13 protein-coding genes and 5 pseudogenes are annotated in these 20,965 nt (G+C 39.5%); 13 read left to right on the top strand and 5 right to left on the bottom strand.

Annotation, left to right across the window (positions count from 1 at the left end):
- Positions 1–254: 254 nt before the first annotated feature.
- From mazG to AACL31_RS00345, 4 genes are all read left to right on the top strand, one after another.
- Entirely contained in the window at positions 255–1,046 is a 792-nt protein-coding gene (gene mazG, locus AACL31_RS00360) for a nucleoside triphosphate pyrophosphohydrolase (RefSeq protein ID WP_339053627.1), read from the top strand.
- A 224-nt stretch (positions 1,047–1,270) separates the two neighbouring features.
- A complete protein-coding gene (pyrG, locus tag AACL31_RS00355) occupies positions 1,271–2,920 on the top strand; it encodes a glutamine hydrolyzing CTP synthase (protein WP_339053626.1) in 1,650 nt (549 codons plus the stop codon).
- A 54-nt stretch (positions 2,921–2,974) separates the two neighbouring features.
- Positions 2,975–4,276, top strand: coding sequence for a phosphopyruvate hydratase (gene eno, locus AACL31_RS00350; protein ID WP_310513048.1), 1,302 nt, complete (start codon positions 2,975–2,977; stop codon positions 4,274–4,276).
- A 242-nt stretch (positions 4,277–4,518) separates the two neighbouring features.
- Complete coding sequence (locus AACL31_RS00345; protein WP_339053625.1) at positions 4,519–5,724, top strand: IS91 family transposase; 1,206 nt, start codon at positions 4,519–4,521, stop codon at positions 5,722–5,724.
- A gap of 277 nt (positions 5,725–6,001) precedes the next feature.
- Here AACL31_RS00345 and gloB read toward each other — a convergent pair whose 3' ends face one another.
- On the bottom strand, positions 6,002–6,754 hold the full coding sequence (gloB, locus tag AACL31_RS00340) for a hydroxyacylglutathione hydrolase (RefSeq protein ID WP_310513171.1): 753 nt from the start codon (positions 6,752–6,754) through the stop codon (positions 6,002–6,004).
- Between the two features lie 44 nt (positions 6,755–6,798).
- Here gloB and AACL31_RS00335 point away from each other — a divergent pair, with 44 nt between their 5' ends.
- Positions 6,799–7,515, top strand: a complete 717-nt coding sequence (locus AACL31_RS00335) for a class I SAM-dependent methyltransferase (RefSeq protein ID WP_310513172.1) — start codon at positions 6,799–6,801, stop codon at positions 7,513–7,515.
- Here AACL31_RS00335 and rnhA read toward each other — a convergent pair.
- Positions 7,512–7,982, bottom strand: a complete 471-nt coding sequence (rnhA, locus tag AACL31_RS00330) for a ribonuclease HI (RefSeq protein ID WP_310510948.1) — start codon at positions 7,980–7,982, stop codon at positions 7,512–7,514. The genes AACL31_RS00335 and rnhA overlap by 4 nt on opposite strands.
- A 59-nt stretch (positions 7,983–8,041) precedes the next feature.
- On the opposite strand from rnhA, the pseudogene AACL31_RS00325 reads away from it, so the two are divergent.
- The 5 genes and pseudogenes from AACL31_RS00325 to fbaA form a co-directional block, all read left to right on the top strand.
- Positions 8,042–8,197 (top strand): annotated as a pseudogene (locus tag AACL31_RS00325) (exonuclease domain-containing protein); the annotation flags it as partial.
- Position 8,198: 1 nt separating this feature from the next.
- Positions 8,199–8,765: pseudogene (locus AACL31_RS00320) on the top strand (transketolase-like TK C-terminal-containing protein); the annotation flags it as partial.
- A 268-nt stretch (positions 8,766–9,033) separates the two neighbouring features.
- Positions 9,034–10,064: pseudogene (gene epd / locus AACL31_RS00315) on the top strand (erythrose-4-phosphate dehydrogenase).
- A 76-nt stretch (positions 10,065–10,140) separates the two neighbouring features.
- Positions 10,141–11,302 (top strand): annotated as a pseudogene (gene pgk / locus AACL31_RS00310) (phosphoglycerate kinase).
- 61 nt (positions 11,303–11,363) lie between these two features.
- Positions 11,364–12,446 (top strand): class II fructose-bisphosphate aldolase, encoded by a 1,083-nt coding sequence (fbaA, locus tag AACL31_RS00305; RefSeq protein WP_339053411.1) that lies wholly within the window; start codon positions 11,364–11,366, stop codon positions 12,444–12,446.
- 397 nt (positions 12,447–12,843) lie between these two features.
- Here the strand turns inward: fbaA and AACL31_RS00300 are convergent, their stop codons facing one another.
- A complete protein-coding gene (locus AACL31_RS00300; RefSeq protein ID WP_339053624.1) occupies positions 12,844–14,574 on the bottom strand; it encodes a hypothetical protein in 1,731 nt (576 codons plus the stop codon).
- Between the two features lie 314 nt (positions 14,575–14,888).
- Between AACL31_RS00300 and AACL31_RS00295 the strand changes: the two genes are divergently transcribed.
- Positions 14,889–15,047, top strand: a complete 159-nt coding sequence (locus AACL31_RS00295; protein ID WP_339053623.1) for an asparaginase domain-containing protein — start codon at positions 14,889–14,891, stop codon at positions 15,045–15,047.
- Positions 15,048–15,260: 213 nt separating this feature from the next.
- Here AACL31_RS00295 and AACL31_RS00290 read toward each other — a convergent pair whose 3' ends face one another.
- Positions 15,261–15,803 carry a disulfide bond formation protein B gene (locus AACL31_RS00290; protein ID WP_422389260.1) on the bottom strand — a complete coding sequence of 181 codons (543 nt, stop codon included), beginning with the start codon at positions 15,801–15,803 and terminating at the stop codon, positions 15,261–15,263.
- Positions 15,804–15,816: 13 nt separating this feature from the next.
- Positions 15,817–15,969, bottom strand: a complete 153-nt coding sequence (locus tag AACL31_RS00285) for a DUF5993 family protein (protein ID WP_238565722.1) — start codon at positions 15,967–15,969, stop codon at positions 15,817–15,819.
- A 593-nt stretch (positions 15,970–16,562) separates the two neighbouring features.
- On the opposite strand from AACL31_RS00285, the pseudogene cas1f reads away from it, so the two are divergent.
- Both cas1f and cas3f read left to right on the top strand, forming a co-directional pair.
- A pseudogene (cas1f, locus tag AACL31_RS00280) lies at positions 16,563–17,540 on the top strand (type I-F CRISPR-associated endonuclease Cas1f).
- Positions 17,537–20,950 (top strand): type I-F CRISPR-associated helicase Cas3f, encoded by a 3,414-nt coding sequence (gene cas3f, locus AACL31_RS00275; protein ID WP_310512400.1) that lies wholly within the window; start codon positions 17,537–17,539, stop codon positions 20,948–20,950. The pseudogene cas1f and the gene cas3f overlap by 4 nt, the downstream one beginning before the upstream one ends.
- Positions 20,951–20,965 lie beyond the last annotated feature (15 nt).

The following is a 20,965-nucleotide window of genomic DNA, read 5'->3' as shown; positions in this document are numbered from 1 at the left end:
TAGCCCCATTTCAGGGGCATGATATTAGCAGCGTTGGCGGAAGTTGTTAACTATTAGTTGTTGGTTGAGTGTAAGTGGCTTTGTGAGAGATTGCGGTTTTGTTTTTGGTATTATGGCAAAGATAACACGGGGGTATGAAAAATAATTTGTACATGACTGTGTATATAAAAATAAATTAAGATACATATTTTTTAATTAACATTTTGACTAATATAATTTATTTTATCTAACTTATTATTTGTGATGGAAATAATATGCAAACGGACTCAGCTGCAATAGAACAATTGTTATTGATTATGACTCAGTTACGTGATCCTGAACATGGTTGTACATGGGATAAAGTGCAATCTTTTGCCACAATAGCGCCTTATACGCTGGAGGAAACTTATGAAGTTGTTGATGCTATTGAACGACAAGATTTTGCTGCTTTAAAAGAAGAATTGGGTGATTTACTGTTTCATATTGTCTTTTATGCCCAGATTGCAAAAGAACAAAAATTATTCGATTTTAATGAAATCTGCCAAATCGTCAGTCAAAAGTTAATATCACGTCATCCTCATATTTTTGCTGGACAATCGATTATTAATAGCGATAAAGCAATATATGATTGGGAAAAAAATAAAGTCAAAGAACGGGCCGCAAAAAATCAGCATTCAGTTTTAGATGATATTCCACAAGTACTGCCGGCATTAATGAAAGCCAGCAAAATGCAAAAACGCTGTGCGGCTGTCGGTTTTGATTGGGACAAATTTGCCCCGGTATTAGCCAAAGTTCATGAAGAAATTGAAGAGGTTTTGGCAGAAATAAATAAGCCTGAACCGAGCCAATCACATATTGAAGAAGAAATTGGTGATTTACTTTTTGCGGTGGTTAATTTATCGCGCCATCTTGGCCATGAACCTGAATTAGCATTACAAAAAGCGTGTCGTAAATTTGAACACCGTTTTTGCCGAGTAGAAAAACTGATCTTAAACAAAGGCCGTTCATTAGAAAATGCTACACTAGATGAAATGGAAAAACTTTGGCAACAAATTAAAAAAGAGTGATTATTATTTTTAGCTGAATGGATTAAGTATTAGTTAGGATGTTATAATCGAGCAGCTATTTATTGACAGGAATTTGCATAAGCTAATTCTTGATATTGAAAGATTATTGATGAAAATTAACCTTAATAGGTTTAGAACATTTGTAGCAGATTTAAGGTTAGGGTATACTGCTTTCCCGTCCTGTTATATTCATCGTCTTTTACACCTAAATTTTCAGGTTTAGCATGAAAACAAGTTATATTTTTGTAACCGGCGGGGTAGTATCCTCTCTGGGCAAAGGCATTGCCGCAGCTTCTTTGGCTGCTATACTTGAAGCGCGTGGACTGAATGTTACTATTATGAAACTGGATCCTTATATTAATGTTGATCCAGGCACGATGAGCCCAATCCAACATGGAGAAGTTTATGTCACCGAAGATGGTGCAGAAACTGATCTTGATCTGGGCCATTATGAACGTTTTATTCGTACTAAAATGACACGCCGTAATAATTTCACAACCGGTCGCGTATACTCTGAAGTATTGCGTAAAGAGCGTCGTGGTGATTATTTGGGCGAAACTATTCAAGTTATTCCTCATATTACTGATGAGATCAAAAACCGGATTATTCGTGGCGGAGAAGGTCACGATATCGTTTTGGTTGAAGTTGGTGGCACAGTGGGCGATATTGAATCTTTACCTTTTTTGGAAGCAATTCGTCAATTAGCGGTTGATGTTGGTCGTAAACACACTCTTTTCCTGCATCTTACTTTAGTGCCTTATTTACCTGCTGCAGGTGAAGTTAAAACCAAACCAACTCAACATTCAGTAAAAGAACTTCTTTCTATTGGTATTCAGCCAGACGTGCTAATTTGCCGTTCAGATCGGGTTATTCCGGTTAATGAACGGGCTAAAATTGCGCTTTTCTGCAATGTACCGAAAGAAGCAGTTATTTCATTAGAAGATGTTGATTCAATTTATAAAATTCCTGCATTATTGAAATCTCAGCAGCTAGATGATTATATTTGTAAGAAATTTGAACTTACCTGCCCAGCAGCTGATTTGTCTGAATGGGAACAGGTTATTGATGCGCAAGCCAATCCGGTAGGTAAGGTAACTATTGGCATGGTAGGTAAATATATAGAGTTACCTGATGCTTATAAATCGGTTATTGAAGCGTTAAAACATGGCGGTTTAAAAAATCGTTTAACAGTGAACATCAAGCTGATTGATTCTGAAGATATTGAAGAGCGTGGTACCGAACTATTAAAAGAACTTGATGCTATCCTGGTTCCAGGTGGTTTTGGTGAACGGGGTGTCGAAGGGAAAATTATGGCAGCTCGTTACGCACGTGAAAATAATATTCCTTATTTGGGTATTTGCCTGGGAATGCAAGTTGCTCTGATTGAATATGCCCGTCATGTTGCTGGTATGGAAGGGGCAAACTCAACAGAATTTGCGCCAGATTGTCCATATCCGGTTGTTGCCTTAATTACGGAATGGTCTGATGACAGTGGTAGTATTAAAGTTCGTAATGAGAAGAGCGATCTTGGCGGTACGATGCGAGTAGGTAGCCAATTATGCCGTTTAGAGAAAGGTAGTAAAGTCCGTGAGTTGTACAATAGCGACACAATTATGGAGCGGCATCGCCACCGTTATGAAGTCAATGGTAAGCTTTTGGCGCGTATTGAAGAAGCGGGTTTACGTATTTCAGGACGCTTAGCGGACAATAAGCTGGTGGAAATTATCGAGGATCCTAACCATCCTTGGTTTGTCGCTTGTCAGTTTCATCCTGAATTTACTTCGACACCAAGGGATGGCCATCCGTTATTTGCTGGTTTTATTAAAGCCGCAAAGGAATATCAGCAAGGCCAGCTGAAAAGAGATATGGGCTAATGGTATTAATTTGTTACCATTGGCTGAAATTTAACTTGTACTGAGGAAAATTTAATGTCCAAAATCGTTAAAGTCATCGGGCGTGAAATCATCGACTCCCGTGGTAATCCGACTGTTGAAGCAGAGGTTCATTTAGAAGGCGGATTTGTTGGTTTAGCAGCGGCACCATCTGGTGCATCGACTGGTTCACGAGAAGCATTAGAGCTACGTGATGGTGATAAAGATCGCTTTTTAGGTAAAGGTGTTTTGAAGGCAGTTGCAGCAGTAAATGGCCCAATTGCGGATGCATTGATCGACCAAGATGCCAAAAATCAGGCTAATATCGATAAAATCATGATCGAATTAGACGGTACAGAAAATAAATCTAAATTCGGTGCTAATGCGATTTTGGCTGTTTCACTGGCTAATGCAAAAGCGGCTGCGGCAGCGAAAGGTATGCCTTTATATGAGCATATTGCTGAATTGAATGGCACGCCGGGTAAATTCTCTATGCCTTTACCAATGATGAATATTATCAATGGTGGCGAACATGCGGATAACAATGTTGATATTCAAGAGTTTATGATCCAGCCAGTGGGCACAAAAAGCTTGAAAGAAGCAGTTCGGATGGGATCAGAGGTTTTTCACCACTTGGCAAAAGTGTTAAAAGCCAAAGGGATGAATACAGCGGTCGGCGATGAAGGTGGCTATGCACCAAATTTAGAATCTAATGCCGCAGCTTTAGCCGCAATTAAAGACGCCGTTGAAGCAGCAGGCTATGAGTTAGGTAAAGATATTACTTTAGCAATGGATTGTGCCGCCTCAGAATTTTACAACCAGGAAACGGGTAATTATGAGCTGAAAGGTGAAGGTAAAACTTTTACTTCACAAGAATTTACCCACTATCTAGAAGAATTAACCAAACAATATCCTATCGTTTCAATTGAAGATGGTCTTAATGAGTCAGATTGGGATGGTTTCGCTTACCAGACTAAAGTGTTAGGAGACAAAATTCAGTTAGTTGGTGATGATTTATTCGTTACTAATACCAAGATTTTGCAAGAAGGCATTGAAAAAGGAATTGCTAATTCTATTTTAATTAAATTCAATCAGATTGGTAGCTTAACCGAAACTTTAGCAGCAATTAAGATGGCAAAAGATGCCGGCTACACTGCGGTTATCTCACATCGTTCAGGTGAAACTGAAGACGCTACAATTGCAGATTTGGCAGTAGGAACAGCAGCGGGCCAGATCAAAACAGGTTCAATGAGCCGTTCTGATCGAGTTGCTAAATATAATCAATTAATCCGTATTGAAGAAGTGTTAGGTGAAAAAGCGCCTTTTAATGGTCTAAAAGAAGTTAAAGGCCAGGCTTAAATTTACTGTTATTGATTAATCATATATTAAAGGCGAGAGACTTATTGTTATCTCGCCTTTTTTATTAATAGTCCTTGGATTTCTTTTATGCTTTTATTGTGGCTTAATAAGGCAACTGTTTATTAATATTATCAATTTATCGATCATGGTTGCCGGCGGACAGTAGCCCGCCTGCGTCGGGAGCTAAGACGCTGTAAGTAAATGGCTGTCCTTAGTAACCGCCTCCCGTTATAATCCGGTGTATGTATATTCCCCGACCCGCAAAACTTCTCTTCCAGATAGATGACGGCTGGAACCGGTTACTCATGAAATACGGCTCTTCCGTTCCCGAATGGACTAAACTGGTCGTCGAACGGATGCTCGCCTGTGGCACCGGTGCTATGGGTATCCGTCGTTATTGCTGCGACTCCCCTGACTGCCCGCACACCAAATATTTCTGTCAGAGCTGCAAAAGCAAAGGCTGCAGCGCCTGCGGGATGAAAGCCACCGAACAGTGGATAGCCGAGCAGCAACACATTTTGCCAGACTGCGAATGGCAGCACATCACTTTCACTATGCCTGATAAACTCTGGCCGGCATTTAATCACAACTGGCCATTACTGAATCAGTTGTTTGCCTGTGCCGCTCGAACCCTGCTGAAATGGGCAGAAAAACTCAATATCGAAATCGGGTTGTTTGTCGCCCTACATACTTACGGGCGTCAGCTTAACCAACACCCGCATATCCATTTATCGGTGACCCGCGGCGGATTATGCCGCAAACACGACGTCTGGCGACCGGTTTTCTTCAAAAAGAAAGTAGTAGAGCGGTACTGGCGCCGGGCTGTCATCGCGTTACTTCGAGAGAATTACGGCGGGCTGAATTTACCTGCTGCCGGCTATGTGCATATCCGCGACTACCGGGAATGGTGTCAGTTTCTGGAATCACAGTACCAGCGGCGCTGGAAAATTCACTTTGCGAAAAAAACCAAACATGCCCGACAAAATGTCAATTATCTTGGCCGTTACCTGAAACTCCCGCCGGTTGCAGCCTCAAAACTGCGTCATTATAACGGCGGCACTGTTGTCCATCATTACTATGATCACCGGACGGGAAAGCACCGCACCCAATATCTGAGCCAGGAAGCAATGTTGTTGCGCTACATCAGCCATATCCCGTCACAGCATTTTAAGATGGTGCGGTATTACGGCTTTCTGGCCAACCGGAAACGGGGTATTTTGCTGCCGAAAGTCTATGCGGCACTGGGTATGCAGGTGAAGAAAAAACCGCATAAACCGGGCTTTGCGTCGCTGATGAAACACTTTACGAATGTGGATCCGTATCAATGCATATTATGTGGGAGCCGGATGATTTTTAACAGCGTACAGGTGGGTATCAGAGCAGAAGTATTACTGGAAATGCGCCGTAAGATAGTCAAAAAGGCGCGATGGTTACGGAAAACCGCGTAGGGAAGATCTAACTAAATTCAATTTATTGTATAAAAAAACCTCTGGTTGACGAAAAGCCAGGCGACTACTTGATGGTGAAACTAGAGATCGGTCATCCGTATCAGCAATTAAGGTCAGAAAAAAAGAAATAATTAACATTCAATTTCCTAACCATGAACAGAGGCGAATAGTATCGCTTTTGTCTTCATTAATGTAACCTATCCTAGGTTGTTATTTATTCAATTGTTTAATAAAGAGGGAATGATACTGATCTCGTTAGCTAATGACAACCATCAATTTAAAAGCGATCTTTTAGTTTGCGAATTTTGGCAAATACATCACAATTTGAACAAGTAGCAGGAGAAAACCCCAATACTTTTTGTAAGTAAGGATCGTCATATCTTAAGAAGATATTGATCTTTTTTTCTACTTTAAGTTGTGATGGCAGTGTGGATTGTTTTTGGGCTCGTTTTTGATTCACGGCTAAAGTATAAGCTTTTATTGCTTCATCGTGGGGTAGCAAATAACTGGCAAATACCATATTCGCAGCGGTATATTCATGTGCGCAACAGACTAACGTCTCATCAGGTAAAGCTTTAAGCGTTTCAAGCGAATGATACATTTGTTCAGCTGTTCCTTCAAAAATACGGCCACAACCACCAGAAAATAGGGTATCACCGCAAAATAGATATGGTTTTTGATAGTAAGCAACATGTCCTAAAGTATGTCCAGGTACGGCAAAAATTTGCCATGAAAAGCTGGCAAAATTTAGCTGCTCTCCACCTTTTATGATACATGTTGCTCCTTTGCTACTGGTTTCCATTGGACCATAGACGACTAATTCGGGATAATATTTTTGTAATTCTTTGACGCCATCGACGTGATCATGATGGTGGTGAGTAAGTAAAATAGCGACCGGTTTTATAGCATTTTGTTGCAAAAATTGCTGCACTGGCTTAGCAGTACCAGGATCGACAATAATACAGTTACCTTGATAGATTAATAGCCATATATAATTATCAACTAAGGAAGGAATTCTGATAAGCTCCATAATATAATAATGCCTCATAGCTAAAGGGTTAGAAGGATATTACAATGAAGTCAGCTCGTATTGCTCAACGATCTAAAATGCCTGACTCCTGGGAAGACATTCCATGGGGAGAGTATTATCGTATTGCATTGAACCAGCAGCTACAACCATGGTGGCCAAAAATATTTGGTTTCCATTTATTAAAAATTGGCCAATTGAGTTTACAGATTGATACCCAAGCATCGCTGATTACCCATCAATTTAGCATGAATATAGCTGGAAGTAACTGTCAATTATTAGGTGATCCTAATGAAATGCCTTTCGAGGACAAATCGATCGATGCCTGTCTTTTGATACAACAATTATCTTACGGTACTAACCCACATTGGTTATTGCGTGAAGCTGATAGGGTTTTGGTTGATGATGGTTGGCTAATTTTATCTAATTTTAATCCTTTTAGTTTGCTAGGGTTAGGGAAATGTATTCCTCTTTTGCGTAAGCGGCAACCCTATCGTAGTCATATGTTTTCGACCTGGCGTCAACTTGATTGGTTGAGCTTATTGAATTACGAAGTACTGCAGCGACAAAGTTTTCAAATTATACCCTGGATAAATCCTGATCATTTTATCAATAGAAATTTGCAATTTGCCGGTTGTATCAATCTTATCATTGCCCGTAAAAGAACGTTACCGTTGACGCCAACACCCATAAAATTTATGCGAACCCGCATGAAAATAGGTAACACAATGGGGGTTGTTAAGTGTTGGCGCAAACGTCATTAATTTTGTTCCGTTTGGTAGCCGCTATCCTCTTCTGTTGGTGAATTTGCCGCATTTCTTGCTAATTCATCGCATCGCTCATTTTCTGCATGTCCAGCATGGCCTTTGACCCAGTGCCATTCTATTTGGTGTCGAGAAATTGCTGCGTCTAATCGTTGCCATAAATCAACATTCAAAACAGGTGATTTATCTGCGCGTCGCCATTGGCGATTTTTCCAGTTGTGGATCCATTGGGTGATACCCTGACGGACATATTGACTATCAGTCGTTAGAATAACCTGGCAGGGTTGTTTAAGCGTTTCCAAACCAATAATGGCAGCCATTAATTCCATACGATTATTGGTGGTACGAAAATACCCTTTGCTTAATGTTTTTTCATGTTTATTATAACGCAGTAAAATACCATAACCGCCTGGGCCTGGATTGCCTAAGCAAGAACCATCGGTGAAAATTTCTACCTGTTTCGTCATTTCTGATAAACTCATTTTATTCGTGATTTATAACCCTAAGTCTGACATAAAAAGGCACTATGAGCACTGTGATTACACGACAAATTGTTCTTGATACGGAAACTACTGGTATGAATAAGCTAGGGATCCATTATGAAGGACATAATATTATTGAAATTGGCGCGGTAGAAGTGATCAATCGCCGCTTAACTGGTCGTCATTTCCATGTTTATATTTGAGCAATTAGCCAGTTTGCGCCTGACGCCTAATATAAGTACTTGGCGTCCTTGTGATCAGGTTGAATCGGCCATTGCCTGGCAGTATGCGATTGAGCGTAATGAGGGGCCAAGTGCGTTGATTTTTTCCCGTCAAAATCTTGAACAGCAACCACGTGATACTAAACAGTTAGCCAACATTATTAAAGGGGCTTATGTGCTCAAAGATAGCGAAAAAACACCCGCGCTTATTTTGATTGCAACTGGCTCTGAGGTTGGATTAGCGGTTAACGCTTATGAAAAATTGACTGCCGAAGGCTATCAAGTACGAGTGGTTTCTATGCCATCAACGGATACTTTTGATAAACAGGACGCCGCTTATCGTGAGTCTGTATTACCCTCTTCAGTTACTGCACGATTGGCTGTTGAGGCGGGTATTGCCGATTATTGGTACAAATATGTTGGCACAACCGGTGGGGTTGTTGGTATGCATACTTTTGGTGAGTCAGCACCGGCAGAGGTTTTATTTAAAGAGTTTGGTTTTAGTGTGGAAAATGTGATAGAGAAGGCTAAAGCTTTATTGCCGTAATTGATGAAAATGATATGAGCGTATTGATCAGCTTTATATGATTAGATACGCTCTTTTTATTTCAGCAGATAATCATGCGCTATTGCGATCTTTTTTTATGTTGTAGTGCATTTAAATTAAGCTGAAACGTTTCATTTTGGCAAAATTGCTAGATTTATTGATCAAAAGCACACTTTTTATGATTGACGACAAAAATCCTCAGTACAAAAGCTGTAATTACCGGTATTCTTAGCCATTAACAAATCAGTTGTTATATTGAAGGAAGAGTATGGTAGTTAGAGTGGCAATTAATGGTTTTGGGCGAATAGGGCGTAGCATATTAAGAGCGCTTTATGAATCAGATCACCGAGCTCAAATTGCTGTTGTTGCAATTAATGAAATTGCTACTTCGGAAGGAATAGCGCATTTATTAAAGTATGATTCTAGTCATGGCCGATTTGCTTATGATGTGCGCCTGAATAACGATTTGTTAGTTGTAGGTAATGACAGTATTCATCTTTTTCATCAATCTGAGATTGAAAAACTACCATGGCGAGCATTGGATATTGATGTAGTACTCGATTGTACCGGTGTTTATGGCTCAAAGGCCGATGGCTCTGCGCATTTATCAAGTGGCGCAAAAAAGGTGCTATTTTCTCATCCGGGAAGTACTGATCTTGATGCAACTATTGTTTATGGGGTTAATGAAACCAGTTTGAAAAATAGCGATCAACTGGTATCAAACGCATCTTGTACCACAAATTGTATTATTCCTGTGATTAAAATATTAGATGATGCTTTGGATATTGAGTCTGGTACAGTGACAACGATTCACGCTGCAATGAATGATCAGCCGGTTATTGATGCTTATCATCAAGATCTACGTCGTACACGCGCCGCTAGCCAATCTATTATTCCTGTTGATACCAAATTGGCTGCTGGGATCACACGAATATTGCCAAAATTCAAAGATCATTTTGAAGCGATATCGGTTCGCGTACCAACTATCAATGTAACGGCGATCGACCTCAGTGTGACGGTAAGATCTAAAGTAACGGTAGCTAAAGTCAATCAGCTGTTGCAACAAGCAGCAGAAGGTTCATTTCGTGGTATAGTTGATTATACTGAATGCCGTTAGTATCAACAGATTTTAATCATGACCCACATAGTGCTATTGTAGATGGTACGCAAACACGAGTTAGTGGGCAACACCTAATTAAGATTTTAGTTTGGTGCGATAATGAGTGGGGTTTTGCCAATCGTATGCTTGATACGACATTAGCAATGGCTGCTACTGGTTTCAACAAATCTATCTGTTGACAGACAGTATGGGGAATATTGCTCTCCATACACAGCAGAAGATTAATAATTTAGAGAATCAACGAGAGGATTCACCATGTCTGTAATTAAGATGACCGATTTAGATCTAGCGGGTAAAAAAGTATTCATCCGGGCTGACCTAAACGTTCCTGTCAAAGATGGCAAAGTTACCTCTGATGCACGGATCCGTGCTTCTTTACCGACGATTGAAACCGCTTTAAAGCAAGGCGCAAAGGTAATGGTAACGTCTCATTTAGGTCGCCCGATTGAAGGTGAGTATAATGAGGAATTTTCATTGAAACCCGTTGTAGACTATTTAGCAGATAAGCTCGACTATCCTGTTCGTTTAGTAAAAGATTATTTAAATGGAGTTGAAGTTGCTAATGGCGAGCTGGTGGTTCTTGAGAATGTACGCTTCAACCGGGGTGAAAAAAAGGATGATGAAAACTTATCTAAGCAATATGCTGCACTTTGTGACATCTATGTAATGGATGCATTTGGTACGGCGCACCGTGCTCAGGCATCAACCCATGGTGTGGCAAAATTTGCTCCTATAGCATGCGCAGGGCCGCTGTTATTTGCTGAGTTGGACGCATTAGGTAAAGCATTGAAAGAGCCTGCTCGGCCAATGGTTGCAATCGTTGGTGGTTCAAAAGTTTCGACTAAATTAACTGTCTTGGATTCTTTAGCAAAAATTGCCGACCAAATTATTGTGGGAGGCGGTATTGCCAATACCTTTATCGCAGCTGAAGGTCATAAAGTCGGCCGTTCTTTATATGAAGATGACTTGATCCCAGAAGCAGAAAAATTATTATCTACTTGCGATATTCCTGTACCTACTGATGTTCGTGTAGCGACTGAATTTTCTGAAACAGCCGAGGCGGTAATGAAATCTGTCAATGATGTTAAAGATGATGAGCAGATTTTGGACTTAGGCGATGAAACGGCTGAACGTTTGGCGGGTATTCTTAAAAAAGCAAAAACGATTTTATGGAATGGTCCGGTTGGGGTTTTCGAGTTCCCTAATTTTCGCCACGGCACCGCAGCGATTGCCCAAGCGATTGCAGAAAGTGAAGCTTTTTCTATTGCAGGTGGTGGTGATACATTAGCGGCGATTGATCTGTTTGGTATTGCGGATAAAATTTCTTATATTTCTACTGGCGGTGGCGCTTTTCTTGAATTTATGGAAGGTAAAAAATTACGCAGTTGTTGTGTTAGAAGAACGAGCAAAACAGTAATTATATCTGAAGAAAATGACAGGTAGCACTGTTCACCTGTCCAATAATAGGATTTTATCTCATGTCTAAGATTTTTGATTTTGTAAAACCAGGTGTTATTACCGGCGATGATGTGCAAAAAGTTTTTGCCGTTGCAAAAGAACATAAATTTGCGTTGCCGGCAGTCAATTGTGTCGGTACAGATTCGATTAATGCTGTTTTGGAAACCGCTGCTAAAGTTCGTTCTCCGGTAATTGTCCAATTTTCTAACGGTGGTGCTGCGTTTATCGCCGGTAAAGGTCTAAAAGCAGAAGGTCAGCAAGCTGCGATTTTAGGCGCAATATCAGGTGCTCATCATGTGCATCAAATGGCAAAACATTATGGTATCGCTGTTATCTTACACACTGATCATTGTGCACGTAAACTACTGCCATGGATTGATGGCTTGCTAGATGCTGGCGAGGAATATTATAAAACCACCGGTAAACCACTGTTTTCATCGCATATGATCGATTTGTCTGAAGAGTCATTGGCGGAAAATATTGAAATTTGCTCTCAATATTTGCAACGGATGAGCAAAATGGGCATGACACTAGAAATTGAGTTAGGTTGCACTGGTGGTGAGGAAGATGGTGTCGATAACACTGGCTTAGATAGCTCATCGCTTTATACACAGCCTGAAGATGTCGCTTATGCTTATGAGCAATTGAGTAAAATTAGTCATCGATTTACTATTGCGGCATCTTTCGGTAATGTGCATGGTGTTTATAAGCCAGGCAACGTTCAATTAACACCAAAAATTCTACACAACTCACAACAGTACGTTGCGCAGAAATTTAATTTGCCAGCGGAAAATAATCTGAATTTTGTTTTCCATGGAGGTTCAGGCTCTACTGCTGAAGAAATTAAAGAAGCGGTCAGTTATGGTGTGGTAAAAATGAATATTGATACTGACACCCAGTGGGCGACCTGGGAAGGCATTTTGAATTATTATAAGAAAAATGAAGGTTATCTACAAAGCCAACTGGGTAATCCAGAAGGTGAAGATAAACCTAATAAAAAATATTATGACCCTCGTGTTTGGCTGCGTGCGGGTCAGACTTCCATGATTGAGCGTTTAGAACTTGCATATAAAGAGTTAAACTGTATCAATGTGCTGTATTAAACGCTATTTTATTTTCCTAGTTCTCAACCCTGTGGTTCACCATAGGGTTTTTTATTATCCGACGTAAGTTTTGATAAAAAAGATGTTTTAGGTATAAGTGAGATATCAATTTTAACAAAACTAATAGAATATTTTACGGTTAAAGATATTACTGTTGGATAGAATAAATAATTAACCATTCGGGTAAAAACGGAACATCGACATATTAAGCGACGAATACCAGCTATGCTGGTATTCAAATCATTGCAGTGTACCCAAACTTTGTTTACAGATATCGAATTGATACATATGTTAAACAAGCAGCAGCTTCAACATCCGAAAAGGGATGACTTGTTGCTGGCCAACCGATTTTATCTGTTAGCCAGCTAAAAATAACAGAGCAACTTTTACTGAAATGCTAGCGGGTTTCCAAAAAACGCCTCCCCCTCATTGTGAGCATGCCATTTTTATCAAGGTAACTTTTTAAGGTACTTAAATTCACCTTATATTGCTTACTGATCCCTATTAGTCCACCGGCCTTTGCGATCCCTTCCTCACCTAATGATGCTATTGTTTTTAATAGCCTAGGGGTTATTTTATTGGATTTGTTGCCTAAAAAACTTTTTCCCCTTACAGTGAATGTGCCGTTTTTATCAACGTAATTATTTAAGGTCGCCAAATTTACGTTATATTGTTCACTGATCCCTCTCAATCCACCGGCTATTACAAACCCTTCAGCACCTAAGGACGCTATTTTTTGTAATAGCTCAGGGGTTATTTTGTTCGATTTACCACTTAAGAAAATTTTTCCCCTAACTTTAAGCATGCCATTTTTGTCAAGGTAATTATTTAGCGTAGTTAAATTGACGTTATATTGTTCACTGAGCCCTGTTAGTCCACCGGCCTTTGTAAACTCTTCGGCATCTAATGACGCTATTGTTTCTAATAGCTCTGGGGTTAATTTACTGGATTTGTCGCCTAAAAAATTTTTTCCATTAACCGTAAGCGTGCCCTTTTTATTAAGATAACTATTTAAGGTATGCAAATTCACGTTATATTGTTGACTAAGCCTTCTCAATCCACCGGCCTTTGCGATCCCTTCAGCACCTAATGACGCCATCTCTTTTAATAGTTCAGGGGTTAATTTATTGGATTTACCACCTAAAAAAACTTTCCCTCTAACCGTCAGTGTGCCATCCGCATGGAGGTAATTATTTAAAGTACTCAAATTCACATTATATTTTTCACTGAGCCTTGTTAGTCCACCGGCTTTTGCGATCCCTTTTGCACCTAATAACACTATCTCTTTTAATATCTCAGGGGTTACTGATCTTATTTTTTCTCCATTTACCATCGTGTGAGCTAGATGAGTATTTTCAGTGAGTGAATTATGAGGAATGTTATTGGACTCGACTTTTCTTTCTAAATTACCATTAGTTATCTGCTGTTGTGTAAGTTCATTGCCTATAAAATATGAAGATAAAGCCTCATATTGGGGATAGAGACTGAACCAGATATCAAAAGTACTGTGGTTAGAGGAATTCATATATTTATTTACTACTTGTTGATAAGTTCGTGAAAGATTTTCAGCCACTTCTAGTTGTAAAGTATTAATATTACTGTAGGGTGCATGCAATAAAACCACCCGTTCTGGATCTACCGGGCCTAAGATATGTGTTTCATCAAAACTTATTGCTCTTTCTAAACTCCCTGTTACAGAAAATAGCAACGCTATAGCACTAGTGTCAGGATCATCAAAATTCTGTTTCAATGAAACCGCTGGTAATCCAAGCGCGGCAATAGCAAAAACCGCATAGGCTTGATTGCGGGATACATATCGTACAATTTCATCATAATTTCCGGCAACAATGGTTGTTTCTCCTTGTTTTCCAATCATTGGGTATAAGGAATTAAAGTCATGTGAAGGTTGAAATTCATTTCTTTCAGGCTGTTCATTTACCGGATCGAGGACAACCTGAAATAGTAACGGAAAATTATCGCGAGCAGTTAGTCCGTTAGGAAGCAAGCGAGTTTCCCCTTGAATATGAGCAGAAGATGATATTAATTGCTGCAACAGCATGTTGGTTGGATCATTTTTATTGGGCAAAGCAACATGAGCAACCGTTGATAAATTATTTATTGGAAACACGTCACGAACTCCATAAAAAATAGAATATAAATAAAGAATCAAGCATAGAAGAAAAATAATTATTGTAGTAATCCAAATTTGATCGGATAGTCAGCCACTTTATTGACGCAGGATCCTATATTGCCGTTGTTATTATAAACAAGACTTAAGTGGGTATCATCCAGATTAATGGAGTGACGATAGGTAAATTCTATAGAGGCTGCCTGCGGTATGTTTAGCCAATGTGTTTTTTGCCTAATTTGCCGTTGCTAACAAAACAAGACTTTTAATTTAGAATAACCCATGGTAGCGATACTAATGAGGAAATCGCCTATTTGCTAAACTTGACGGTAAAGGGTGAGAAAGCTGTTGTGCTGGTGGGTGTGATGTGTCCGGTGACTGCATTTATTTCTGACGCGCCGGCAAACTTGCACGACGTAATCGTGACGGTAGCGTCACCAGACAACGTCAGGCAGGGTGTGATACTTATATGAATAATACATCCTTGACGCGCTGGACATGACGCAGATAGGGCTTTGTTAGCGTGAGCATAGGCAATAGCAAACCGCATTAAATATCTGTTTAATCGATTTAAACACAACGAATATTTTTTAAAACGATTTAATAGACATTTTAGGGCAGACATTTTCAACTGTCTAAAATTTATACTATAACTGCGAATTTTCAATTGATAATAAATTAGATTTTTAATTTAATAATTTATAAAATGTTTGGTTATCAACACATTGTGTCAGCCCACACTCCAATATTGTGGATATAAGGTTAGCGAGTATTAAAAATACAAATAGATAAATCGCTATTTCTCTGGCAGGGGATTTTGCTACTTGTATTTCAGCGCTATTGAATAACATTAATACACAAACGAACAGAATGATGGCTAAGGAGAAAATTAGCGACCAAGTATAAAGATGCAAACCGAAGACTGTAGAATAATATCCAGGATCACCTGGCAGAATATGAATTAATACTTGGCGGGTTGCAGTGATACATATGGTGATAGAACTAAGAATAATTATACTATAATGACGCTGATTAATACCAAAGATAAGATTAAATAGAAAACCGATACCTATCATTATAATACCCACTCGTTGTAATAAGCATAGTGGGCAGGGTATTTCATGTAATATAATTTGATAATAGAATGCAATGATTAATGTTACAGATATTCCTAATAGTCCTAGAATATTCAGATTAGAAATAACTTTTGTTGAAGATAGTGTTTTCATCATAATTCTCTAACTAAAACGATAGGTTGATATTATCGCTTGCATGATATTTAAATAATAAGATAGTTATAATAAACAGCATTAATAAAAGGATATAACTTAGTTTTCTCTGTTTGAGAATAAGTGAGATAGTGACCAGAAAAGCGATGAAAAAAGGTAAAAACATCATAAGATCCTATTAGCATAACATTAACTATTATAATATTATTAATATAAATAAATTTCATTTTTTGTAAAAAAATGTTGTGTATTGCAATCTGAGATACATTAGTATTTCAACCAAATAGAAATGCAAAATCAAATTCAATTTATTTCCTGTTTAACCTCTATTTATTTACCTATTCAATCATTATTAGTAATTTTTAATTTTCTGATAAATAAAAACCATAAAATATTAACAGCATCTTATTAATGTATAGTTCTTTAAATTAATATTGTATTTCTATAACTTATATTAATTATATTTACATAACTTATTAGCCAATAAAAAAATTGCTCGCGACTAACTAATAAACTTATTACTCTTCAATAGTTAAAAATTAAAGCTAATTCCATCAAACCTATACCGCAAACAACACCAGACTTAACCTAAATTAAACTGATTTTTATGTGCTATATCATGAAATGTAAAATAAATTTTCATTAATATATAACGTGTAATAGCAACCAATAAAATACGACTTCGCAATCAATTAATACGCTATCGCAATTTAGCAACAAAAAATAAAAATCATTAAAATGGAGTTTTTAAAACAAAAAATGGAACAATTACTTCCTTCAGATTTAAAAAACATATTACATTCTAAAAGAGCTATTCTCTACTATCTTGAGCATTGCCGGGTTATGCAAAAAGATGGCCGAGTTTTATATCTAACGGAAGCTAAAAATGAAAACTGCTATTACAATATTCCAATTGCAAATACCACAGTAATTTTATTAGGTACAGGAACCTCTATTACCCAAGCCGCCATGCGCATGTTAGCCACCGCCGGTGTACTGATAGGTTTTTGCGGCGGCGGCGGTACCCCCTTATTTATGGGTGCAGAAATCGAGTGGCTAACACCACAAAATGAGTATCGACCAACGGAATATTTGCAAGGCTGGATGCAGTTCTGGTTTGACGAAGAAAAACGTTTAGCTGCTGCGAAGCAATTTCAACAGGCGTGAGTTGATTATTTACAACATGTCTGGAGCAACGATCGTGAATTAAAAAGTGAAGGATTTATTTTGCAGGATAAACTGCTTAAAAAAGCCCTCGAAACATTTCACCAACGAACTGATACAGCCAGTAAATTCTCAGATTTATTACTAGCTGAAGGCCAACATACTAAAGCGCTTTATCAGCATGCAGCAAATAATACCCAGCAAAAAGATTTCATCCGACAACATAAATCGCTCAATAAAACCAATGATTTTCTTAATCACGGCAATTACTTAGCTTACGGTTTAGCCGCCAGTTGCTTATGGGTATTAGGCATTCCCCATAGTTTCGCCGTTATGCATGGCAAAACCCGTCGTGGCGCATTGGTATTTGACGTCGCGGACTTAATTAAAGATGCGATCGTTTTGCCTTATTCATTTATTTGTGCCCGAGAAAATGCCAGCGAACAGCAATTCCGTCAACAAGTATTGCAAGCATTTGTTGATCACCAAGCGCTAGATTTTATGTTTAAAACAGTGAAAGCAATCGCATTACAAAACCATTCTGAACAAGATATTAAGGAACAAAATCTATGATGGTAACCTTTGTTTCTCAATGTGAAAAAAATGCCTTGAAAAGAACACGTCGAATACTAGATGCCTTTGCCAATCGGATTGGCGATAACACATGGCAAACTTTGATCACTGAAAAAGGATTAAAAACCGTACATAAAATGCTACGCCAAAGCGCTAGCAGAAATAGCGCTATCAGTTGCCACTGGATACGTTCTCGTTCCCGGATCCAATTATTATGGGTGGTCGGTAACAAAAATAAATTTAATAGTGAAGGTCATGTTCCAGTTAACCGCACAGAGAAATCTCTCTTTGGCAGCCAATATGAAAATAACTGGAGATACTTGCCGTTAATTGATGCCTTCACTCGCCTAGCCGGCTTATTGCATGATTGGGGTAAAACCACTCGCTTATTCCAAACAAAGTTAGATCCGCAATGTAAAACGTCAGCTAAAGGTGATCCCATCAGGCATGAATGGATCTCGGTATTACTGTTTAGTGCATTGGTAAAAAGCGGTGACCAACCTCAGCATGATCCAGGTTGGCTGGACACCCTTATTACTCAGCGCATGGATGAGGCAAAGCTACAGAATTGGATAGCAGAGCAAAACGGTCATCTACAGCAGATAAAACCATTAACCCACCTACCTGATGCCGCATCGCTGCTAAGTTGGTTAATCGTTTCTCACCACCGGTTACCATCGCTACATGTTCAAAAGGAAATTAACAATTTAAAAGATCACACCAGTGACACAATAACCCTATTATTACAGCGGCTAAAACAAGATTGGGGATATGAAAATCGACAGGATGAAAAACAATATCAACAACGAGTAAGTCAGTGCTTTGAATTTCCACAAGGATTACTCAGTCAATCGTCGGTTTGGCTTACTGCACTCAGTTCAGCTGCCAACCATTTAAAACAACATTTGCACCTGTTTATGGAAGCAATGCAAAATGGTAGCTGGCGACTCATTGCTCATCATGCTCGCTTATGTCTAATGTTGGGCGATCATCATTACTCATCACAAAATAACGATCCTAACTGGCAAACCAATATTAATTTATATGCCAATACGGTACGGGAACCAAACGGCACAAGATTAAAGCAAAAGCTGGATGAACACCTACTCAATGTCACAGAAGCGGCGAGAAATGTGGTGGAATATTTGCCTTTTTTTGAAAGTGAACCGCCAGTCGCCTGTGATATTAAGGAATTAAAACCGAAAAAAAATACCAAACAAGAATTTCAATGGCAAGACAAGGCAGTAACGGCAATTAGCCATTACCGCGACCAAAATAACGACAATATTAGTGGCTTTTTTATTGTGAATATGGCTAGCACTGGCTGTGGTAAAACGCTGGCAAACGCCAAAATTATGCAAGCGTTATCGGATGATAAACAGAGTCTTCGTTATATACTGGCGTTGGGATTACGCACCCTAACACTGCAAACTGGGCATGAATACCGCGACCGCATCGGACTCGATGATAGCCAATTAGCGGTTTTAATCGGCTCCCAAGCAATCCAACAATTGCATCAGGATGAACAATCACCGAAAAATGAACAGCAAGAAACGAATTATGAGGCAACGGGCTCAGCCTCTGAAGAAAATTTGTTTGATGGTGATGATGAATTACACTGGCAGAAACAAGCCTGGCAAGGCGTTCTGCCAGAGGAAGAACTCACAACGGTACTAAGGCGCGCAAAAGATCGCGCTCTGCTCTACGCACCAGTATTAGCTTGTACCATAGACCATATCATGACTGCAACCGAGACCACACGTGGTGGACGCTATATTTTACCCTGCCTGAGATTAATGTCCTCCGATTTAGTTATCGACGAAGTTGATGACTTTATGGGCGAAGATTTGGTTGCTATTGGCCGATTAATTCATCTGGCGGGTATGTTAGGGCGTAAAGTGATGATCTCATCAGCCACGATCCCACCGGATCTGGCATTAAGTTTTTTTCACGCCTATCAACAGGGCTGGCAGCTACATGCCACCAGCCGTCAGCTTAACCATCAGGTCGGTTGCGTCTGGGTCGATGAGTTTACCACTCACCTTGCCACTCTCAATCACAATGAACAAACTGCGCAATACTATCAAGCTGAGCATCAAGCATTTATCCAAAAACGAACTGAACAACTGGCGAAAAAACCTGCAAAACGCAAGGCAACAATTTTACCATTATCGCGTGATAAAAATGATACTAAGCAGCAAATTCGCTATTTTCAGGCCATTCAGCAAGCGATTATTGCCCAACACCAACAGCACAGTTTTCCTGACCAGCTCACTGGCATTAATGTCTCTTTTGGTGTCGTGCGGATGGCTAATATTCAGCCGTGTATCCGCTTGACTCGTTTCTTACTGGAAGCCACCTGGCCGGAAGAGATCGATATCCGGGCCATGGCCTATCACAGCCAACAAGTACTATTATTACGCCATGCTCAGGAAAAACATCTTGATGCGGTACTTAAACGCAAAGAGGAGCCAGGAGAGACACCCGCAGCATTAAATGATCCGGTGATCCGTAACCATCTTAATCAGACTAAAACAAAACAGTTGATCTTTATTCTAGTCGCTACGCCGGTAGAGGAAGTCGGCCGCGATCATGATTTTGACTGGGCAGTGATCGAACCCTCATCCTACCGTTCGCTGATCCAATTAGCTGGCCGGGTACGCCGCCATCGTCAAACCGCAGTTGAACAACCCAATATGACACTACTGCAATACAATTGGAAAGGCTATCAGGGTAAAAATGAGCGAGTATTTTGGCAACCGGGTTATGAAACTGCAGCAAAATACACTTTAGCGACCCATGATCTAACACAATTAGTGGATGAAAGCCAATTACGCGACACAGTAGATGCAACACTACGCATCCAAAAACCCACCGAGTTACAGCCTAAAAATAAGCTGGCCGATTTAGAACACCATGTTATTGGTCAAACACTTGGTTGCCAATATCTCGTTCCACAAAATAAGAACGTAGCAGCGCAAAAAACTGCAACAGGAAAAACGCCTGATCAACTTTGGGGTTATACCAGCGGTTGTTGGTGGATGACCGGACTACCACAACATATCAATCGTTTTCGTCGCAACACCCTCTCTACCCAACTGTACTTGATGAAAGTTAAAGAAAACCAACGACCCATATTTCAGCGATATGACAAACAAAATGGTTGGAAAAGAGTTGAACAATTATTTGGTATTAAACCGCAACCTGTGGCCGAACATTTTTTGCAAAAATTATGGCTGGTACGGGATTACGTTATGTTAATAAATCAGCGACAGCAGGAAAACGAGCAGATGCTCTATGACTCATATATTTTTGGTGAAATCACTTTTACTCAATGGGATAAAACACGCACTTACTATTACAACGATCAGTGGGGATTAGAGGAAAAGGAAGAGGAAATGGATGACTGACTGGGGTTAGGCGAC

Origin of the sequence: Arsenophonus endosymbiont of Crataerina pallida, assembly GCF_964020125.1 — a bacterium.
Taxonomy (GTDB): domain Bacteria; phylum Pseudomonadota; class Gammaproteobacteria; order Enterobacterales; family Enterobacteriaceae; genus Arsenophonus; species Arsenophonus nilaparvatae.
Note: the sequence above shows the minus strand (reverse complement) of the source record. Positions and strands in the feature narration are given on the sequence as shown.

What these genes read in the sequence shown, in the direction of transcription:
- eno (WP_310513048.1), top strand. Translation starts at nt 2,975, where the DNA reads ATGTCCAAAATCGTTAAAGTCATCGGGCGTGAAATCATCGACTCCCGT.
- pyrG (WP_339053626.1), top strand. Translation starts at nt 1,271, where the DNA reads ATGAAAACAAGTTATATTTTTGTAACCGGCGGGGTAGTATCCTCTCTG.
- mazG (WP_339053627.1), top strand. Translation starts at nt 255, where the DNA reads ATGCAAACGGACTCAGCTGCAATAGAACAATTGTTATTGATTATGACT.
- gloB (WP_310513171.1), bottom strand. Translation starts at nt 6,754, where the DNA reads ATGGAGCTTATCAGAATTCCTTCCTTAGTTGATAATTATATATGGCTA.
- AACL31_RS00345 (WP_339053625.1), top strand. Translation starts at nt 4,519, where the DNA reads ATGTATATTCCCCGACCCGCAAAACTTCTCTTCCAGATAGATGACGGC.
- AACL31_RS00335 (WP_310513172.1), top strand. Translation starts at nt 6,799, where the DNA reads ATGAAGTCAGCTCGTATTGCTCAACGATCTAAAATGCCTGACTCCTGG.
- AACL31_RS00290 (WP_422389260.1), bottom strand. Translation starts at nt 15,803, where the DNA reads ATGAAAACACTATCTTCAACAAAAGTTATTTCTAATCTGAATATTCTA.
- fbaA (WP_339053411.1), top strand. Translation starts at nt 11,364, where the DNA reads ATGTCTAAGATTTTTGATTTTGTAAAACCAGGTGTTATTACCGGCGAT.
- cas3f (WP_310512400.1), top strand. Translation starts at nt 17,537, where the DNA reads ATGATGGTAACCTTTGTTTCTCAATGTGAAAAAAATGCCTTGAAAAGA.
- rnhA (WP_310510948.1), bottom strand. Translation starts at nt 7,982, where the DNA reads ATGACGAAACAGGTAGAAATTTTCACCGATGGTTCTTGCTTAGGCAAT.
- AACL31_RS00285 (WP_238565722.1), bottom strand. Translation starts at nt 15,969, where the DNA reads ATGTTTTTACCTTTTTTCATCGCTTTTCTGGTCACTATCTCACTTATT.